This window comes from Vibrio sp. 10N.286.48.C11, assembly GCF_041469805.1.
GTDB classification, from domain to species: Bacteria; Pseudomonadota; Gammaproteobacteria; order Enterobacterales; family Vibrionaceae; genus Vibrio; species Vibrio crassostreae_C.
This window is the reverse complement of the sequence record NZ_JBFRLK010000092.1, coordinates 1-18,922: the sequence shown is the minus strand read 5'-3', so window position 1 is coordinate 18,922 and position 18,922 is coordinate 1. Positions and strand designations below refer to the sequence as shown.

Genomic DNA, 18,922 nt, shown 5'->3' with positions numbered 1-18,922 from the left:
GTTTTCGCTATTCCGATCACCGATTTCGGAGTTAGGCTAAAAGTGATCGGATAATCGCGGAATCAGTGATCGGTTTAAACCGAAATGGGTGATCGGATAATCCCGAAATGACTGATCGGAATGCTCCGAAATATGCAAAGTATTTTATCCAGTAACAGTAGGCTTTGATTGTCTTGCGACTATAGCCTCGCATCGTCATATGTTCGCAAATTACCTGCATGAATTGACTCGCCATATATTCCCCTCACAAAATCTGTACATACAGACAGTTTATTGCTTGTTGAATAATTAATGACTTAAAAAAGAGTGGTTTTTAACTCTGATTGAGCACGAATTTAACGAGAGGCTTATTTTAAATTATTGATTATACTGCAGATTTATGGGTGGTTAAGAATGAGGCCGAGCGTTACATAGTCGGCAATATGTGCTTGCACGTTTTCACGCTTATTGTTTAGACCCACTTTTATATTAAATGCATAGCATTCAGTTGGTTATGAGTGACCTTTTTGATATGTTAAGCGGATGGATTCGTGCTTGCACAATATTAAAATGTTAGTAGCTCAGGCTAGTTTTAAATTTAGAGGTCAAAATGGCTCCAAAATCTCACACGTTATTCCATTTTACGAATAACAAAGAAACACTAAAGTTAATTTTTAATCACGGTTATTGGCCTCGATACTGTCTTGAAGATATTCGTTGGGTAAATCAAGAGAATGCACCTTACATGGCTTTTCCAATGGTTTGTTTCTGTGATATTCCGCTAAGTCGAATATCCGAGCACGTTTCATTCTATGGTAACTATGGTCTGGGCATGACAAAAGAGTGGGCTAATGCAAATGGATTGAATCCTATCTTATATCTAGCGTCGGAAAATAACCTTATGGCTGAGTTTAGAGCATTAAATGATCATGCCAATGGGCTTGGTGATGCTAGCAAGGTTGAATCAGCTAAATGTACAATGAGACATATCTATATGCATGTTAAGCCAGCAGATGGAACTATGCTTATGAACAATCAGCTCGTTGAAAAGGAATTTTACCAAGAGTCTGAATGGAGGTATGTTCCTAAACATTCGCAGATTGTCAGCCATCTCAAAAAATCTGAGTTTGATGATGAAGAAAGGTTAACTTTGGAGAATGAAAAGACAAAAGAGCATGGCTCGCTGTCTTTTACTCCAAGAGATGTGAAATATATCTTCGTCAAAAATGATGCGGATATTCCAGATATAATTAACTTCATTCAAAATGAACTTGATCAATATCAGGCCGCTGATCTTAAAGTCCTAATGTCGCGTGTTGTCTCGTTAGAAAGCATCCAGTCAGATCTTTAGAACGCTACTAATCGGGTAGCCGGAGGTATCTAGCCTCCAGCCCCCACACCACCCTGCATGCGGCTCCGCACAGGGCGGTTCATTTAGAACACCTAACTGACTTTCTAGTTAGGATAATGAACTGCGATCCATCCATCTCTTAGTGAATATAATCCTGCTTTCTTCAGATACTCATTACTCAGAGCTTGCTGTATCCCTGGCGTTTTAGAGCTACGCCAAGGGCCTTTACTTGTGATACCACAAGCAACTGCGGCTTGGATCCTGACGCCACGTTTAAGTAAATTCTGTACCTTAGTCCGTGGTTTTCGCCACTGACGCCAGTAGCACATACGTACACGACGTCGGATCCAGTGGTCTAAATCGACACACCCTTGATAAGCGTTAGCTATGCCAAAGTAATTGATCCAGCCTTGCATGTATTGACGCACTTTAAACAGCTGATATTCCATACTAACGCCCCAATTTCGGTTCGTTAGTCGTCTCATCTTTTGTTTGAAAATGTGCAATGTTTTAGCATGCCACTGGATTTTCCCGCGATTAAATGTGAAGCCTAGGAACTTGCTTTGACTTACCTTAACCACTTGGCTTTTCTGTTCATTAACAACCAGTTTTAGCTTAGTGGCAAGGTATTGAGTGATGCTCTTGAGTACTCGTTCTCCCGCTCGAATAGACTTTACCAAAATGATAAAGTCGTCCGCGTAGCGGGCGAATTTATGCCCTCGGCTTTCCAGCTCTTTATCCAGACTATCCAACATAATGTTAGAGAGTAATGGCGAGAGTGGACCACCTTGAGGCACACCTTCAAAGCTTGCTTCAAATTGGCCATTGACCATCACACCTGCTCGTAGGTACTTACCAATAAGCGCCAACAGACGCTTATCCTGTACCTTACTTCTAAGTTGAGTCATCAAGAGATCATGATTAACTCGGTCAAAGAACTTAGACAGATCAACATCGACGGCAAATTTGCGTTTCTGTTTGATGATATCCCTTACTTGCAGTACCGCTTGTTTGGCATTTCTATTCGGCCTAAAACCAAAGCTGTTAGTCGAGAAGAACGGGTCAAACAGTGGCGTGAGTATTTGAGCTATCGCTTGCTGTATCACACGGTCATTGACGTTAGGGATCCCCAATTTGCGTATACCGCCATCGGGTTTGTCGATCTCAACACGCCTTACTGCTGAGGGCTTATACTCACCTCGCTCTAATTGAGATTTACACTGTTGCCAGCCGCCTTGTTGCATCCAAAGCGGGAAAGCTTCGATGGTCATGCCATCGATGCCTGGTGCGCCTTTATTGGCTTTAACTTGACGCCACGCTCGGTGTAGATTTTCAGGTTCGAGTAGTTGCTGGAATAAATCGCTGTTGAAGGCGGGTTGCAGATCAATACGCTGCTGATAGTAATCGTCTGGCGACGTAGTGGGTATCGACAAGTTTGACAAGACTCCTCCTTCTTCTAAATGTTCAGGCCTTCACCATATCCCAACCATTACGATGGGCGTTGGGCTACTATGCCGTCTGCTGACTTCTGCATAATCACATGCCGAGTTGCCCCGTCATGCGCTATCGGTTTCCATCTGATTCGCTCTTTTCAGTCGATGACGCTGAAAAGCCAAGGCACTTATAAACCAGAGCCTTACTGGTTAGTGACCGATCGCGAGTTAAGCAGATCTCCCCAGATAAGAGCATGAACTTTCTTTGCACTGCTGCATCATTTACGGTGGCCATTAGATCACGTGATTTCGTCGTCTTGTGCCAACTCATCTCTAGCCTACGCCTCATATGATGTTCTTGTTCATCAGCTCGCAAATTTGCTAGCGGCTTCCTTCAGACCAATCCTCGCGGATAAGCCCTTGCCATTCGCTAGTAGTTAACGTTTAATAACAGTATGTTATTCTCTTTTAGAAAGAGTAACGGTGATCTTCCTACAGAGGACTTTCACCTCATTAGTTCATGCCCATGCTGGGCGTACACAAGCAATTTAAGAGGGATTCACAACGCTTGGCACTTTTGCTTCTACTTCAAATTTAGTGTTTACGGTACAATGCGTTAGGTTGGGTGGTGGCGTTGTTCACCCCTTAATTGGGCGTTAGCTTCTTTGGAGGTCAATTGGAAGATTTGGTATTAATCTTAAACATTGCTGTGGTGGTATCCATATCCATCGGCGGCTTTCTTGTTAGAAACTACTTTCCCAAGTATCTATCTGAAAAAGCCAAAAACTTAGCGACAAAAGAAGATATTGGGCAGATTACAGACCAAGTAGAATCCATCAAACGTCAGCATGCTGTTGAACTCGAAAAAGTCAAAACAGAACTAGATGTGAAAGGGGCTCTTCGTCAGTCATTTCAATCTAAGAGTTTGGACGCGCTGACTGCAATTGATGAGTTACTCGTAGAAATTCATCTATACAGCTGGAAACAACTCGCAGAACGATCACCAAATGAACATTACGTTTGGAGTAACGTAGACACTTTAGCCGACAATCGACATTTTCATTATTATCGTGTAGCCATAGATAAAGTTAAAATGGTTCACGGTCTTTACCTTACTTCAGCAGCAAAGCAAGCCTTGTCAGACTTATCTCAATCTATAGGTATGCTATCTAGTATGGAACTTGCTCTCAGCAATGATCCTGACGAAGAAATTTTAAAATCAGCAGTCCCAGGTTATTCGTCAGCCATTGAGTCTGTCGAAAAGTGCAGAAAGAAACTAATGCATGAGTTGGGAGTACAAAGCTAACAAAGCATTTAAGAGTGATTCGCAACGCGTGGCATTTTTATTATGCGTTGCGTTCAGTGTTTAAGGCGGTATACGGTAGCATCGGTATTGCGTTGCTCACACCTTAACAGGGCTATAACACAAAATCAGGCTATTGCTCAAAATTGCTATTTGAACTATTGTTTGTACATTAAATTGTACCATAGGGAGTTCAACATGAGCCGCATCCATTTTGATCAAGATATTCAGCCTTTGTCTGAATTTCGTGCTGGCGTGACGTCATTTATTAAACAGATTAACGAAACTCGCAGACCACTAGTTATCACACAACGTGGTAAGGGTGTTGCGGTTGTCCTTGATGTTGCAGAATATGAAGCAATGCAAGAGAAGATCGAGTTACTGGAAGAAATGCGTACTGCTGAAGCACAATTAGCTTCAGGTTTAGGTGTTTCCAATGAAGACGCTCGTGCTCAAGTATTGGGGCGCATTAAGAAATGAAAGTAGTCTGGTCACCACTAGCATTACAAAAGTTAGGTGATGCAGCCGAGTTTATTTCACTGGATAATCCAGTGGCGGCAGAAAACTGGGTTAATGAGGTTTTTGATAAAACTGATTTACTCTCAAGTATGCCTGACATGGGGCGAATGGTTCCTGAGCTGCCTCATACCAATTACCGTGAAATTTTGTTTGGTCACTATCGAATCATATATAGCCTCAGCCATGAAATTCGCGTCCTTACAGTACGAAATTGTCGTCAGATACTAACGGAAAGTGATGTGTAGCAATTGTGTTATAACAAGCAATTTAAGAGGGATTCACAACGCTTGGCACTTTTGCTCCTACTTCAAGTTAAGTGTTTACGGCACAATGCTTTAGGTTGGGTGGAGGCGTTGTTCACCCCTTAATTGGGCTAGTTGCCCAGAGGAAGTAATCAATCCATTGGGAACTTTTGTTTCTGGTGGAGTACGCGCATAATTCGGATAATGTCGCCTTCGATCCAATAGGAGACGAGCATTGAAATCTCAGGAATTATAAGTAATCGCCCACGAATGCCGTCTCTCTGTACACCCATTAGAGGCTGCTCAAGCAAGTTTTCTACTTTTGTTTCAATGAGGTTGTCAGCGTTTTCTGCCGCATCAGGGTTGAAGTCATAGATAAACTCAAAGATCCTTTCACGATCATTGAGTGATTCTTCTTCCCATAAAATCATTGCTTACCTCGATTACGTATTCTGGCTTTGCGTTCTTCCATTCGAGATTTAGCAGTTTGGTGTTCAACGAAAACGGATTCTCCTGAGTCAAACTTCTCAAATGCTAGGTTTACTTGTTCAGTTAGCCATGCATCGTGAGATAATGTCTGTCTTTGTTGCTCAGCGAGTTGCTCAGTAAGCTCACGGCAAGCACCACTCAGTGTGCGACCTTGGCTCTCAGCCATCTGTTGAGCTAGGCGTTTTGTTTCTTCATCAACACGAAATTGAATTCTAGTGTCCATGATATATTCCTTTATTGGTGTGTGTACAAATGTTAGCACTCACCTTTGAGATGGGCAACTGACAAGCTACTATGGCGCCAATAACTAACTTTTGGTGCTATGTTTCATCGCACATAGTCCCATATCTCATCAACCATTGCAGAACGTTAAATGGTAGGTCACCACTATCTGTAGAGGAAAGTGCATTGAAGTTAACGAATAAACTCGTACGTTACCCGCACATTGATGTTAATCGTGCGTTTGAAAAAGAAGCTGAATTATTGCAGCAAATTCAGGCGGGTGAGATTGGGCAAGCCTTAATGTTGTGGCAAGCAAAAGCGCCGACACTTGTTTTGCCCGCAGGTAAAAAGTGGCCAGTGACGGTCGAGTCTAGAAAACAACTCGCGGCACAAGGCTGGCAACTTACCTCACGTAAAACAGGTGGCGCTCCCGTTCCCCAACTGTCGGGGATCATTAACCTATCGCACATTTACCATTGGCCTCGCGATGAAGCCTACAATATCCAAAAAGCGTATCGACATTTATGCGACGTCTTAACCCTGTTTTTTAAAGAATTGGGCATCGATGTGGATGTACACGCCACCCCCGGCTCTTATTGTGATGGTGACTACAACCTCAATATCAATAAACAAAAAATAGTGGGTACTGCGCAACGTGTATTGCTTAAACAGGGGGGCGGCCAAATTGTACTTTCGCAAGCTTGTATCTTGTTAGATGCCGACTTAGAGAACATCGTTGCGCCAGTGAATTTTTATAATCAAGTTTGCGGGAATCCAACCGTAGTGGATGCGCAGGTTCATACTCCCTTGTCCGCGCATTTGACGAGCCTTCCCAACGTAGATTCACTCTTTCAGAGGTTAAGCCAAGCTTTCATCAAGTATGCGTAATGTCTTCCTTTCGCTAACGCACAGCTCGATCTTGGTTTAGGAAGACCAATTTCTCGCTTATCCTTTCTCTCTATAGATCGCCGGCTTGATATCCAACAGTGGTGTGTTGTTTAAGCAATCTAAGCCTCTCACGGTTACGGTGCCATTCTCGATTTTTTCAATCGGTAACACGGCTGTACCGATTGGGTTTGGTCTGTGTGGTGAACGCAGTGCGAAGGTGCCTTTGGTCGGCGTCTCTTCATCCCAGCTTTGTATCAGTTCGTCTCGTTTTGCGCCTTCTAACCAATACAAGATCAAGATGTGCTCGCCACTGTTTAGGCCTAGCAAACCTTGTTGGTAAACGTCATCTAAGATGATTTCACAGATCGGACCGTTGCCCGGTTGGATATTATTCGGGCACTCTGAAACCAAGTTATAAGGCGTGGCAATTCGGCCAATAAATTTCAGTTCAGCAGACATATTTAGCTCCTATTAGTCTCTTTATTAATCTCTTTATTTGTCATCGTTTTTCATGGTCACTAAGGTGTAGATGAAGATCGTAATCAAGATCACCACACCACCGATAATACTGGTTGTTGGCGGGATCTCGGTGAAGAAGATAAACGCCCAAACTGGTGCTAACACAGTTTCCAACATCAGAGTCATTGATACCTCTGGCGCGGTAATGTGGCGTGTTGCGACCATAGATAACACTCTGCCAACAGGTGCCGTAAACAAGCCCATCATGCCCATGATTAACCACGTTTCAACGCTGTAGCTTGATGGTGTTGCAAAGAAAAACATCACAACCGCTAGCAACAAACCACCTAGGCCCACACTCGCCAATCGGCTGACGTCTTGATATTTACGCAGCAAGGTAAACATCATAGATAAACAGATCACTGCGAATACCGCTAAAGCATCACCCATCCAGTTCCCTGAAGAAAACGAACCTGAAACGACAATCGTAATACCAATCATCACTGCCACAATCGCAATTAAGGTCGATCGGCTAGTGGCTTCTTTTAGGATCAACCAGCTGAAAATAGCGGCCACAGCAGGGGCTGCACTGAGGATCACAAAGGTATTGGCAATCGAGGTCATCTTAATGCTGAACACCAAACCCGATGCGCTGCCGAGCATAAGAATACCCGCTGCCAACAATGGCCAACCGCTTTGTGCTACTGCCTTTCGTATTCCACGTTTGTCGTTGAATTTAAGCAAAATCGGCATCGAAATTGCGCTGAATAAGCCGAACAAGAAGGCCGTATCGAATCCGCTGACACCGGCATAACGAATGAAGATTGGATCAATACTCATTAATACGGCACCTGCGATCGCGAGGGTAAAGCCGAGGGTTCGTGTGTTTCTTGCTTCAGTTTTAGGGAGGTTCATTGTCGTCATTTCTCTATCCAATTATCTACCATCAATAAATCATACTAGTGAGTATGATTTTAAAAATTGGTTGAGTCAACACAAATCATACTTTAAAGTATGATCTCTGTTTTGGGGTGGATGAAGTAATGAGCAAGATTGAGCAGAACAAAGAGAAGAAACGACTCGCGATTTTAAAAGCGGCGAAGGAGATATTCCTCGCGGAAGGCTATGTGCAAACCAGCATGGACCGAGTCGCTAGTGAAGCGAAAATGACGAAGCAAACGCTTTATCGTTACTTCTCTTCTAAAGATGTGTTGTTTGAAGCGACGTTAAGACAAATGGGTAGCCAGACAGACGATAAGTTGGTGGTGCATTTGCAACACGCGGATACTCGGCAAGCACTATTGGGCTTCGCAAAAGACTTCGTTTTGTTTCACCTTTCGAGCGAACATATTGCGACCTTTAAGCTGTTGATAGCAGAAGGCAGCAAGTCTCCAGAATTGGTCAGCCGTTTTATGGACGTTGGCCCAGATGATACCGATTGCGTGCTTGCTCAGTTTTTCAATGAACGATTCGATATTGAAGAACCACAAACCAAAATTAAGCTTTGGCTTGGTATGGTGATGAGTGTCAGAGAGGGTGTGTTGATGGGAATGCCTGCACCCACAGAACAAGAGATTGTTGCTCACGTGGAAGCGAGTACTGACTTGTTGTTAGCGGCTTTGGCTTAGGTAGGGCTGTAAACCTGAAAAAATAAAACATACGTTAGGCGCTGCTGGACTTTGATTATTCCATAATAGGGAGCTGCAACGCCTGTCGTTTGGTCTGTTTACGTTTACTGGTTACGAGCTAAATCGAGTGCTTACCAAGCAAAGGTCTTAATAACATTTTGCTTGGTGATCGGGTTATGCGCGATGTCTTGATTGATCTTATCAAGAAACGGCTTGCGAGCTTGAGGCAACATGCCACGCATTGGTGAGATGTTATTGCCGTGGTCGCCCCAGTAGTAGCAATCGAAATCTTCTAGGTTTTCGAGTAAGTATTTTTCTTCTTCCAGAATCTGCAATGGCGTTGGTAAAACAAACTCGCCACGGTTTACTTCTTTTTCCAACACCGATCCCGGTTGAACGGCTAAAGCCATTGGTGCAATCGCATCCGGCTGCATGATGTTCAGCAAGCTGGTGGTATTAATCGCATGCTCTATAGAACGCTCTTTGCCGCCAAGGCCAAAGATGAAAGAAGCCAGTACCTTGATGTCTGCTTCACGGGCTAGGTTCATGCCTTCAATCGCATGCTCACGCGTCATGCGCTTTTGAATGCGTTCAAGCACAATTGGGTCACCTGACTCCAAGCCTGAATAGGCCATGCTTAAACCTGCCGACTTAATCTCTTTTAATTCAGACAAGCTCTTACGACGGAAGTCATTGAACCCTGAATACAGAGAAATGTTCTTGATCTCTGGGAAGGTGATCTTGATGTAATCCAGAATCGAAATCAGCATCTCGGTTCTAATCGCCATCACGTTACCATCGACCAAAAAGATAGATTCAACATGCGGGTAGATTTTTCTCGCTGCATCAATATCTTCAAAGATATCTTTGATGTCTCTTACTTTGAAACGCTTATCATCAAACATCGTGCAGAAGGTACATTGGTTGTTACTGCACCCCAATGTTGTCTGGATGAGTACGCTCTCTGCTTCCATCCAAGGACGATAAACTTTACCTTCAAAACGCATAAATGCTCCTCGGCCGTAGCCTGTGTTGTTTCGACGAGGGCAAGTTTAGCAATCTGCTTCTTGGGTGATAATTGGGCAAAGCGGGGAATCAGTATTAAAGAAATTTTAATAATCGAAAGAGCGCGCAGTTCTTTGTCTGTATGGATAGAACTGCGGCTTGGATTGTGTGTGTGGTGGTGGTGGGGGGGAGTGTTAGTGGTCGTTTTTTACTAATGAATGATCAGTGCGCAACGCACAGCTTTTCTTCGAGTAATTGATCAAGCACTGTCACCAGCTTGTGGTTCTTAGTGTTGTCTAATGCGTCGGCGTGCGGGTCTTTGAACAACCCAGAATCATTATCAAAATATCGACCGGAAGCGTTGGCAAACTCATCACTGAGCGCAGCACGACAAAGAATATCGGCCCCGATAGCAAGGTCGTTACCATCAACACCATAAGCATCTTTCACCAATTTACTACCAAGGAAAGAGGCTGGGTTTACAGGGATAATTGCGGTGCCTTTGTCTAAAAGAGTATTGGCTAATTCGATGGACCACATCGTTAGTGCGAGCTTACTTTGCGCGTAAACCGGACCATCCAGTTCCCCCGCATTCGGGCTGATTAATGCCTCTAAATCGACGGATGCTTGGGCTGCTGAAGATAGGTTCACGATACGACCTGTCGCATCAAAAAGAGGAAGCAGCTTTTGTGTCAGGAGATACGGCGCAATGGTGTTTACGACAAAACGCACATCAAGATTGTCTGGAGTGGTGATGTCCGACACCTTATACACACCTGCGTTGTTAATGAGTATATCGAGTCGTTTGTGATCGCTTTTGATTTGGGTTGCGAGCGCCTCAACTTCGGAGAGCGTCGATAGGTCTGCGATGTAGCTTTCGATGATTGCATTCTTAGACAGGCGAGACAGAGCAGTCACGACTTTATTGACCTTAGCTGGGTTGCGGCCATGAATCAGAACATGGTGCCCTTGTTGCGTCAGTGCTTTTGCGGTCTCTAAACCAATGCCATCCGTGGCCCCTGTGATCAGAATTATTTTTTGCATGTTCCGTCCTTCAAAAAATAGTTTGAACAACTTTATAACAAAGATTAATGACGCATAGTTGCATTTGGCTCACAAGCTGAAGACTCAAATGTGAGTCTATGGGACAAATAATGACCATTTTAACACTTGGTGGTTAACAGCTGGCGTTTAAGCATTAAGTAAGACTATGGGTCAGTTTGTGGCTGACCCAAATTAAGAGAAGTGAACGAACTATTTGATGTCTTGAACGTTCATAACCAGAGTTTCCCAGTTACGTTGGTTTTCCATATCGTGCTCTAGGCCTTGTTCATCGGCAATTTGGAAGCGCTTAACCGCAGGTGTTTTGCTGGTGGCTTGATACAACCAGTAGGCCTCCGCTTTGAGTGCTTCGTCGATCGGTTTATCGATAGACTCATACACCGCTTGCTTACATGCGTTGATCGATTCGGCAGGGAATTGAGCGATTCGTTTGGCAAGAGTATCAACATATTCACCAATTTCATCCGGCTCTAGTGCCTTGTTGATGGTGCCGTATGCTTCGGCTTCGTCAGCATCAAAGTCTCGTGCACTTAGGACGATTTCGAGTGCGCGACCTAAGCCGACTTGGCGTGCCATGCGTGATGCGCCGCCACCGCAAGGAAGGATGCCCATACCCACTTCCATTTGCATGAATTTGTATTTACCACGAGCCGCGAATCGCATGTCACACGCCAGTGCAAATTCGTGGCCTCCACCTCTAGCGAAGCCTTCAAGCTTGGCAATGGTGGCCTGTGGCAGTTTGCTGATTCTTTCGAGCACCACTTGTAGGTCGAGCAACTTCGCTTCTTCACGAGAAACGGCTTCTGTCGACATGTCTTTTAATAGATTGGTGTCGTAGTGACAGACCCAAACTTCAGGGTTTGCTGACTGAAATACCACGACTTTGATGTCACGATCGCGCTCTAGTCTCATTGCTAAACCATTGAGGTCGGCAAGCATCTCTTGCCCTTGAACATTCACAGTACCGAAGTCAAAAGTGACGGTAAGAATCCCATCCTCGGCTTGAGCTTTAAACGTTGTATAACCTTGATATGCCATTTCCATATTCCTTCTGAGAGATTTCATTTCAGCCTATTCAGTGTGAATGCGACCTAAATTCAGGCTAGCGAGGAATGTTCGAACCAACAATTAACCATTAAACGAAACACTATTAACGAATTATTAAGAGTGTTGGCGGGTTTTATAATTTCAATCTATTCAGTGTCTTATATGGATATTTTAACGTTGAAGGTGTCTTGCTAATTCGATTGTCAACGAAATCTAAAAACTCATTCCTTGTCTGGCGCTCTTATCCTTTTCATTTAGCTTCGTATACTGCTCAACTAGGTAATTAGCCCCAAGGCACAGACAAGAGTGAACCGACTTATGCAGATGAGATCCGCGACTTTGAAAACCATTATTGAGAAAACGCTGCCACTGACGCTGGGTGTGTTTGCGATCATGATGGTTCAATTGGTCGATTCGATCTTTATTGGTCAGCTAGGGGTGAATGAATTGGCGGTTCACGGTATCACCTTGCCATTTCAAGCAGCGTTTACCGGGGTTCAAGTTGGCATCGGTGTGGCGGCAACGTCCATTATTTCTCAAGCGGTAGGGGCAAAAGAGCAACGTAAATCCACCTCAATTGCCACATTGTCGGTCGGGTTTGGTGTCTTGGTGATTGCTTTGATCTGCATAGGGCTGATTGTTTTTAGCGATTCTGTTTTTGCGTCGTTTGTGAATGATGTCTCTGACGCTCAATATCAATCCATGCTGTCGATTTTTAATGTGTACTGGCCGTTGTGGCTGTTCAGTGCATTGATGGTGGCGGTGCTTTATCTGGCCACCTGCGTTTATCGTGCCAATGGCGATACTAAAACAACCGGCAGCATGTTCTTGGCTGCCAGTGTGATTAACCTAATTCTCGACCCTATTCTGATCTTTGGATTGGATATGGGCATTGCAGGGGCGGCGATCGCATCGAGCATTGGCTACGCATTCGGCGCAATCTACATGCTAATCAAGTCTCGCGGTAAAGGTTGGTTTGGCTTCAATAGCGCGTGCAGCAACCAAATCAAAGGCTACAGTTTTGAGTTATTCAAGACGGTAATGCCAACCACTGCGAATCAGATATTACCTGCGGTCAGCGCGTTCTTCTCAATGCTTTTGATTGCGAGAATCGGAACCGATGAGATGGCTTTTTGGAGCTTACTCGCCCGTGTTGAAAGTTTTATGTTGGTGTTTTCTCTTGCTCTGACCATGTCCATACCACCTATGATTGGTCGTTACCTCGGGGCGCAGCAGCGATGCAAAATCCCTGAGCTATTGAATACAACAGCGAAGTTCTTATTGGTTTTCCACACCGTGATGGCCGCATTGTTGGCGCTGTTTAGTGGCTGGATTATTCCTGTTATCTCGGAAGAACAAAGCATACGCAGCTGGTTTGAAGTGACCTTGTTATTTATACCGTTCAGCTATGGGCCGCTTGGGCTGTGCATGTTGGTTGCTTCGGTGTTTAATGCTTTGGGTGTGCCTCGTAAAGCTTTGAATGTCTCTTTCTTACGTTTGTTTGTTTTCTACATTCCCGCTTTATGGCTCGGCTCGATAACTGGAGACATGATCAATGCGGTTATTGCTGCGACCGTCGCCAATGTTTTAGCGGGCGCTTTTGCATGGTTTAAGCTTAATGCCTATATTAAAACTCACATTATCCCTCGTGCCGCTGCGGCCAATAAGCAGCGTGTACTCAGCGCAGGCTAGCCATTATTGATGAATATTGAACATCTAAAATTGTTTGTGCGACTCGCGTCTACGCACAATATCAGTCAAGCAGGACAAGAGCTTGGGTTGTCACCTCCGGTAGCCAGCATTCATATCGGAAAGCTCGAAGAGAGCCTAGGCGCTCGTCTTGTGCATCGTACAACGAGAAAGGTTTCCCTGACCGAAGAAGGTATGGCATTTCTTCCTCACGCCAAGCAAATCCTTTTGAGTGTCGAAGCGGGCGTTGCCTCTGTCGGAACCGGTAATGAATTACCAAAAGGGGTGTTGCGAATATCTGCGCCTTCATCGTTTGGTCGCATGCATGTTATGCCAGCGCTAAAAGGCTTTTTGGCTAAGTATCCAGATCTGTCGGTGGACATTTCACTCAGTGACTCAATCGTCGATCTGGTCGATGGTGGTTTTGATGTGGCGATTCGTAACGCGGAGCTACAAAACTCAAGCCTGATCGCTCGTAAGCTCTCTACGGATAAACGTATTTTGTGTGCATCGCCAGAATATCTGGCTGCTCATGGTCATCCGAAAACACCAGAAGACCTCAAGCAACATCAATGTATCAATCAAACCGGCTTAGAAGGGTGGACGTTCGATACGCCAGAAGGCGATGTCACCATCAAGAAAAAAGGTGCGATCCGCGTCGATCACGGTGAAGCGGTAAGGGATGTGTGTGTCGATGGGCTGGGCATTGCCATGTGTGCGACTTGGATAGCATACAAGCAGCTCGCGGAAGGTTCGCTGGTTGAGGTGTTGCAGGATTACCCTTTAAAAGATGAGGCGGCTATCTGGGCGGTATACCCAAGTGCTCAGTTACTTGCGCCTAAGGTTCGCGTATTTATCGATTATTTTGTTCAATATTATGGTTCACCTTCTTATTGGGATTGCGAAGTAAACGGTCAAACTCAGTAAGTGATCAGTTTCAACAAATTATCAGTTTCATTAAGCTCTCAGCCTCAGTTAGAGAGAAAACGCAGTAGCGTTCCAGAAGCACTTATTGAGAACAAATAAGAAAGCCCCGACCAAAAGGTAGGGGCTTGTTTTATGTTCTTTATAGAACGTTTTTTCTAGCTTACTGCTGTTGTTTTATCTATTTAGCGTTTCGGACGTTTAATGCGCGTGTACCGCTGAATCTTGGTATAGCTCGGCATCAACTTCTTCGCCTTTGTTTGGACGAGGAACAATCTCAAAAGAGGTGTCAGCTTCTGTCAGTGAAGACAGCAGTTTGTTAAGCGATGTTTTGTCACCTTTCACTCCTGCTTGTCCGTCTTCTAACAGTTTTCCTAGGCTTGTTTTCTTAAGTACGATATCAGACACGTCTGACTTATTGATGATCAGTGTTGTATCCGCATCTTGCAGCTCTGATACTTGGATGTTGTTCAGGTTGCCGTTAGACATCTCAACGTAGTAGAACTCTTTTACATCAGGCAACTGAATATTCAATGTAAATGGTGTTTCTTGTGCCTTTAGCGAATCCACTTTAACTGCCAAGTAATCCAACAAGTTCTCAATGGTCATGTTAGCCAATACATCCGGAGATGCTGTTTTCGGTGCGCCCGGTTGTGTGCCAATACGAAGCTCTTGAGCGCCGGTTAGATAGATGTTTCTCCAACCTGCACCTTCTGATTGATAACCCAATTGCTCGTAAGTATCTGCCAATAAGCCACGTGCAACTTTGTTCTCTGGCTCAGCTTGAATCACCTTATTCAGTGCTGTTGCAACGAAGCGGTATTCACCTTCTTGGAAATCTTGCTGCGCTTTTTCAATCACAGCGTCGCTGCCGCCCATGTACTCAACAAACTTCACCGATTCTGGCTCGATTGGTAATGGATTAAGGTTAGCTGGGTTCATGTCGAAGTAACCAAGATACATGTTGTACACAGCACGAGCGTTGTGAGAGTAAGTACCGTGGTAACCATTGGTGTGCCAAGACTGTTGAATGCTGTCTGGCATTACCTTGTAAATCTCGTCACCGATGTCTTGTAGAACCACACCGTTATTGGCTAAACGAAGCGTTTGGTTATGAGTAAAACCGTAAGCATCACGCTGCATTTTTAGGTAATCAGAAATCTCTTGTTCACCCCAGATTGGGGCTGAGTGAGACGCAAACAGTACTTCTGTTTCTTCGCCCCAAGTGACTAACATTTCGTTGATCTTCTTAGACCATTTCAAGCCGTCACGTACTTTAGCGCCACGCAGCGTGTACAGGTTGTGCATGCCTTGGTAGGTCAGTTCGCCAGTCCAAAGTGCTTTCATGCTCGGAATGTACGTCACCATTTCAGATGCCGCTTCGGTACCTGAAGCATCCATGAATTGCATTTCTAGGCCGTCGATAACCAGAGTTTCAATCTCTTCGTTATGGTTCAGTTCGTAGTTTGGCAATACGTAAGTAATGCTACCGGTTGATAGACCTTTCGACAGTGCCGCATCCACAATACCGTGTTCGTGTCGGTTCAGGGTTGCGCCATATTGATATGCGGTACGACGAGACATTGCGTTACCCGCCAGTACGTTTTCGTCGACGATTTCTTTAGTGATGTTTTTCGAACCGTACACTTTTACATCTGGATACGCGTCTTTGATTGCTCTTGCGCCACCAAAGTGATCAGCGTGCGAGTGAGAGTAAATCATTGCAACGACTGGCAGTTCACCGCCGTCAGGCACATTGTTCTTGAAGAATTCGAGTGATTTGGCGGCTGATTCTTTGGTAAGAAGAACGTCGTAGGCGATCCAACCGTTGTCACTACGAATGAAAGAGATAGACGCTAAATCCGCACCTCGAACTTGGTAAACTTTACCCGGAACAACTTCATATAAACCTTCCGCCGCTTGGTTCAATACCGCTTGGCGCCACAGTGAAGGGTTTACTGAATCTGGTGCTTGGTCTGCATTCGTCACACTTGGGTCGATGAAGTTAAAGCTATTGCGAATGATGTCGCCCGTTTCTTGATCAAAGCTAGCAACAAGACCTTTATTGTTATTGTCGAAAGCGCGAGTGTCGGCAAAGTTCAGTGTTTTTGCGAACTCTTGGTTTGCTTTAGTGGTCATCTCGGTTGCGCTTTTGCCACCTTGATCGCCAATTTCGCTGAAGTGTGCGTGATCATGGTTAGCTGCAATCGCCGGGAATGCCAGCGAGATAGCTAGGAACAGTGATGCATTTTTGAACGTGCGAGAAGTTTTCATAAGATCCTCTTCATTTCAGAATTTTGTTTCGTTGAGGCGATTATAGGAATAAGACATATAGCAAAAAATAAAGTAAGCTTTATTTAATACATCACGATTGGCTATGTATTGAGTCATGCAATGGTTGGGGAGCGAAGACGAATCCTGACCTATGATTGATTAAGACCACATTGACAGGGAGAGTAATGGTGAGCGACGTGGAAAAGTTGGATTTAAATCTATTGAGCGTGTTCTTAGAAGTGTATCGATTAAAGTCGATCACGCTTGCATCAGAATCGCTTGGTATGACTCAGCCCGGGGTGAGTGGAGCCTTGAAGAGACTCCAATCTCAGCTTGATACTGACCTGTTTATTCGTGAAGGGCGAGGGATCATTCCAACCAATGCTGCGGTGCAACTAGCAAGCCGAGTGGAACCTGCACTCGAGGGAATCACCAGCGCTGTTAGTACCTTGAAGCAATTCGATAATCAGCAGCATCATGTATTCCGACTTCTGGTTAATGAGATAGGTTTAACCAAGCTTCAGCCGCTTGTCGAGCAAGATGAGACGTTGGGCAATATCTCGATTGAATTCAATATGGTGCCGAACAACGAAGAAGAATTATTGCAAGGCTTGAGCATGCAACAAGCTGATTTAGCGATTGATATCCATTACCCGCAAGTTAACGGCTACATGAAGCAGCCGATGATTGAAGATGAGTTGGTGCTGATAGCTCGAAAGGGGCATCCGAGAATCAATGGCTCTGTGACGCAAGAGCAATATTACAACGAAAAGCATGTTACTTTTAGAATGCGTCGAACCCGTTTATACACGGCAGATTATTTTACCAAGTCGCCACTGAAACAGAGAAAAGTGAGTGCCGAGTGTGACTCGCTGATGACCATGTGTGTGCTGGTATCGGGCTCAGATTGTGTCGGCAGTACATCGCGTGATTTTGCCAATCAATTTTCCGAATCCTTCCAGCTTCAAGTCCTTGATCAGCCGTTTGAAATCTTACCGATGCAGCAATACATGATTTGGCATAAAAGAACCGATTTGAACCCTGCTCATCAGTGGCTGAGAAACAAGATTCAGCAATATATGGCTGATTAACGAGCCGCTCTTGCTGCTCGTTTCTGTTTGGCGCTCTCTATCATCTTAGAAGGCGTCATTCCTGTCACCAACATGGTGCCGGTGATAACCAGAATTGAACCAACAATCGTATTGATGCCAATTGCTTCATCTAAGAATAAGTTACCCCATAGAATACCAAATACCGGAATGATGAAGGTCACGGACAGGGCTGAAGGTGCGCCGAGTTCAGAGACGAGATTGAAGTAAAGTAGATACGCTAACCCAGTACATACCGCGCCTAATAAGACAACCGATGTAGTGATCGTAACGTCGGGTGTTTCTCTCATCGGAATAAAGAATACAAACGGCAAAACCAGCAATACCGCAGCCCACATGCTGCCATGAGCATTGTTGAATGCCTCAACTTTAGGTGCTTGTTTGGTATAGTTTGACGCTATTCCGTAGCTAAAGGCCGCCATCACTGCTGCAAAAATAGGAAGTATGGCTTCACGGCCAATGTTCATCGCATCCCAACCGACCAACACGCCAACCCCCGTTACCCCAATCCCAAGCCCTAATAGAACACGCGCCTCGAGTGTAGTTTTGGTCCATATTGCACCAATGATTGCCGCCCATATTGGCGCGGTAGAGTTCAAGATGGCGAGTGTCGAGGCGTTAAGTGTCTGCGCGGCATAAGCGAAAAGCAAAAAAGGAAGTGTGGTGTTAAACAGGCCGAGAATGAAGAAGTGTTTTGCGTGATCATGAAAAGAGAGCTTCTTTTTTAAATAGAAAGAAACTAAAAGCAGAGTAAGTGCTGCAAACAGAACTCGCGCTTCAATTAAGACTGCGGGCCCTAATGGATTGGCGGCCATTCTCATGAAAAGAAACGAGCCTCCCCATATAGCCGCAAGTAGTATCAGTTTTAAAAAGCTCACAGTTTGAATCTCAGATTGTGTAAAACCTGACTATGGAGGAAAGATAACTATTACACAAACATAGATGCCAATACTGTGCAGTTATGGACATAAAATCGAGCCCGTTAATCAGGAACAATTTCGATGAATTTCGTTCTGTTTATTGTTCCTTATTTGATGAGTAATCTAGCGTTAGACATCAAACTTAGGCAAACAAAATGAAGATTGAACACATCGCAATTTGGACCAAACAACTCGAAGTACTGAAGCGATTTTATGAAGATTATTTCGGCGCGACATTGAACTCAAAATATCACAACCCAACCAAAGGGTTTTCTTCATACTTCCTCTCATTTGAGACTGGAAGCCGACTAGAGATCATGGAAATGGACTCGGTGCCTGAATCGAAAGATGACATCTATGAGGCTTTGTTTCCTAAATC

At 44.6% G+C, this 18,922-nt stretch carries 21 protein-coding genes; 10 read left to right on the top strand and 11 right to left on the bottom strand.

All coding sequences use genetic code 11. From position 1 onward, the window contains the following. Window positions 1–31: 31 nt before the first annotated feature. Entirely contained in the window at window positions 32–220 is a 189-nt protein-coding gene (locus AB4209_RS19960) for a phage integrase N-terminal SAM-like domain-containing protein (protein WP_372057056.1), read from the bottom strand. Window positions 221–589: 369 nt separating this feature from the next. On the opposite strand from AB4209_RS19960, the gene AB4209_RS19955 reads away from it, so the two are divergent. Next, entirely contained in the window at window positions 590–1,330 is a 741-nt protein-coding gene (locus AB4209_RS19955; protein ID WP_372057052.1) for an abortive infection system antitoxin AbiGi family protein, read from the top strand. 104 nt (window positions 1,331–1,434) lie between these two features. On the opposite strand, the gene ltrA is transcribed toward AB4209_RS19955, so the two are convergent. Next, the gene (ltrA, locus tag AB4209_RS19950) at window positions 1,435–2,772 is read right to left on the bottom strand and encodes a group II intron reverse transcriptase/maturase (protein WP_372057050.1); all 1,338 of its coding nucleotides are present in this window, start codon (window positions 2,770–2,772) and stop codon (window positions 1,435–1,437) included. A 667-nt stretch (window positions 2,773–3,439) separates the two neighbouring features. Between ltrA and AB4209_RS19945 the strand changes: the two genes are divergently transcribed. The 3 genes from AB4209_RS19945 to AB4209_RS19935 all read left to right on the top strand — a co-directional run bounded on the left by AB4209_RS19945 (window position 3,440) and on the right by AB4209_RS19935 (window position 4,830). Beyond that, complete coding sequence (locus tag AB4209_RS19945) at window positions 3,440–4,069, top strand: hypothetical protein (RefSeq protein ID WP_372057048.1); 630 nt, start codon at window positions 3,440–3,442, stop codon at window positions 4,067–4,069. A 195-nt stretch (window positions 4,070–4,264) separates the two neighbouring features. Beyond that, window positions 4,265–4,546 carry a type II toxin-antitoxin system Phd/YefM family antitoxin gene (locus AB4209_RS19940; RefSeq protein ID WP_011080399.1) on the top strand — a complete coding sequence of 94 codons (282 nt, stop codon included), beginning with the start codon at window positions 4,265–4,267 and terminating at the stop codon, window positions 4,544–4,546. Then, on the top strand, window positions 4,543–4,830 hold the full coding sequence (locus tag AB4209_RS19935; protein WP_017064044.1) for a type II toxin-antitoxin system RelE/ParE family toxin: 288 nt from the start codon (window positions 4,543–4,545) through the stop codon (window positions 4,828–4,830). Before AB4209_RS19940 ends, AB4209_RS19935 begins: the two co-directional genes overlap by 4 nt. Before the next feature lie 149 nt (window positions 4,831–4,979). Here the strand turns inward: AB4209_RS19935 and AB4209_RS19930 are convergent, their stop codons facing one another. Beyond that, window positions 4,980–5,258, bottom strand: coding sequence for a type II toxin-antitoxin system RelE/ParE family toxin (locus AB4209_RS19930; protein WP_372057046.1), 279 nt, complete (start codon window positions 5,256–5,258; stop codon window positions 4,980–4,982). Then, a complete protein-coding gene (locus AB4209_RS19925) occupies window positions 5,255–5,539 on the bottom strand; it encodes a hypothetical protein (RefSeq protein WP_017059448.1) in 285 nt (94 codons plus the stop codon). Before AB4209_RS19925 ends, AB4209_RS19930 begins: the two co-directional genes overlap by 4 nt. Before the next feature lie 185 nt (window positions 5,540–5,724). Between AB4209_RS19925 and AB4209_RS19920 the strand changes: the two genes are divergently transcribed. Further along, a complete protein-coding gene (locus AB4209_RS19920; RefSeq protein ID WP_372057044.1) occupies window positions 5,725–6,426 on the top strand; it encodes a biotin/lipoate A/B protein ligase family protein in 702 nt (233 codons plus the stop codon). Window positions 6,427–6,483: 57 nt separating this feature from the next. Here the strand turns inward: AB4209_RS19920 and AB4209_RS19915 are convergent, their stop codons facing one another. Both AB4209_RS19915 and AB4209_RS19910 read right to left on the bottom strand, forming a co-directional pair. Further along, window positions 6,484–6,885, bottom strand: a complete 402-nt coding sequence (locus AB4209_RS19915) for an SAM-dependent methyltransferase (protein ID WP_260257053.1) — start codon at window positions 6,883–6,885, stop codon at window positions 6,484–6,486. A 33-nt stretch (window positions 6,886–6,918) separates the two neighbouring features. After that, window positions 6,919–7,809, bottom strand: a complete 891-nt coding sequence (locus tag AB4209_RS19910; protein WP_372057042.1) for a DMT family transporter — start codon at window positions 7,807–7,809, stop codon at window positions 6,919–6,921. 119 nt (window positions 7,810–7,928) lie between these two features. On the opposite strand from AB4209_RS19910, the gene AB4209_RS19905 reads away from it, so the two are divergent. Beyond that, window positions 7,929–8,513, top strand: a complete 585-nt coding sequence (locus AB4209_RS19905; RefSeq protein WP_372057040.1) for a TetR/AcrR family transcriptional regulator — start codon at window positions 7,929–7,931, stop codon at window positions 8,511–8,513. Window positions 8,514–8,644: 131 nt separating this feature from the next. On the opposite strand, the gene AB4209_RS19900 is transcribed toward AB4209_RS19905, so the two are convergent. The 3 genes from AB4209_RS19900 to AB4209_RS19890 all read right to left on the bottom strand — a co-directional run bounded on the left by AB4209_RS19900 (window position 8,645) and on the right by AB4209_RS19890 (window position 11,618). Beyond that, on the bottom strand, window positions 8,645–9,520 hold the full coding sequence (locus tag AB4209_RS19900; protein ID WP_017059456.1) for a radical SAM protein: 876 nt from the start codon (window positions 9,518–9,520) through the stop codon (window positions 8,645–8,647). A 220-nt stretch (window positions 9,521–9,740) separates the two neighbouring features. After that, entirely contained in the window at window positions 9,741–10,562 is an 822-nt protein-coding gene (locus AB4209_RS19895; protein WP_372057038.1) for an SDR family NAD(P)-dependent oxidoreductase, read from the bottom strand. 210 nt (window positions 10,563–10,772) lie between these two features. Then, a complete protein-coding gene (locus AB4209_RS19890; RefSeq protein WP_048609935.1) occupies window positions 10,773–11,618 on the bottom strand; it encodes an enoyl-CoA hydratase/isomerase family protein in 846 nt (281 codons plus the stop codon). A gap of 327 nt (window positions 11,619–11,945) precedes the next feature. On the opposite strand from AB4209_RS19890, the gene AB4209_RS19885 reads away from it, so the two are divergent. Together AB4209_RS19885 and AB4209_RS19880 are read left to right on the top strand one after the other, a co-directional pair. Further along, window positions 11,946–13,319, top strand: coding sequence for an MATE family efflux transporter (locus tag AB4209_RS19885; RefSeq protein ID WP_102533854.1), 1,374 nt, complete (start codon window positions 11,946–11,948; stop codon window positions 13,317–13,319). 9 nt (window positions 13,320–13,328) lie between these two features. After that, the gene (locus AB4209_RS19880; RefSeq protein ID WP_108167257.1) at window positions 13,329–14,243 is read left to right on the top strand and encodes a LysR family transcriptional regulator; all 915 of its coding nucleotides are present in this window, start codon (window positions 13,329–13,331) and stop codon (window positions 14,241–14,243) included. A gap of 198 nt (window positions 14,244–14,441) precedes the next feature. Here the strand turns inward: AB4209_RS19880 and AB4209_RS19875 are convergent, their stop codons facing one another. Continuing rightward, on the bottom strand, window positions 14,442–16,514 hold the full coding sequence (locus AB4209_RS19875) for an alkyl/aryl-sulfatase (protein WP_372057036.1): 2,073 nt from the start codon (window positions 16,512–16,514) through the stop codon (window positions 14,442–14,444). A gap of 188 nt (window positions 16,515–16,702) precedes the next feature. Between AB4209_RS19875 and AB4209_RS19870 the strand changes: the two genes are divergently transcribed. Further along, window positions 16,703–17,605 carry a LysR family transcriptional regulator gene (locus AB4209_RS19870; RefSeq protein ID WP_372057054.1) on the top strand — a complete coding sequence of 301 codons (903 nt, stop codon included), beginning with the start codon at window positions 16,703–16,705 and terminating at the stop codon, window positions 17,603–17,605. On the opposite strand, the gene AB4209_RS19865 is transcribed toward AB4209_RS19870, so the two are convergent. After that, window positions 17,602–18,501, bottom strand: coding sequence for a DMT family transporter (locus AB4209_RS19865; RefSeq protein WP_372057034.1), 900 nt, complete (start codon window positions 18,499–18,501; stop codon window positions 17,602–17,604). The two genes, AB4209_RS19870 and AB4209_RS19865, sit on opposite strands and share 4 nt — an antisense overlap. A 197-nt stretch (window positions 18,502–18,698) precedes the next feature. Here AB4209_RS19865 and AB4209_RS19860 point away from each other — a divergent pair. Continuing rightward, window positions 18,699–18,922, top strand: a 224-nt coding sequence (locus AB4209_RS19860) for a VOC family protein (protein WP_372057032.1), incomplete at its 3' end; no start/stop codon positions are given.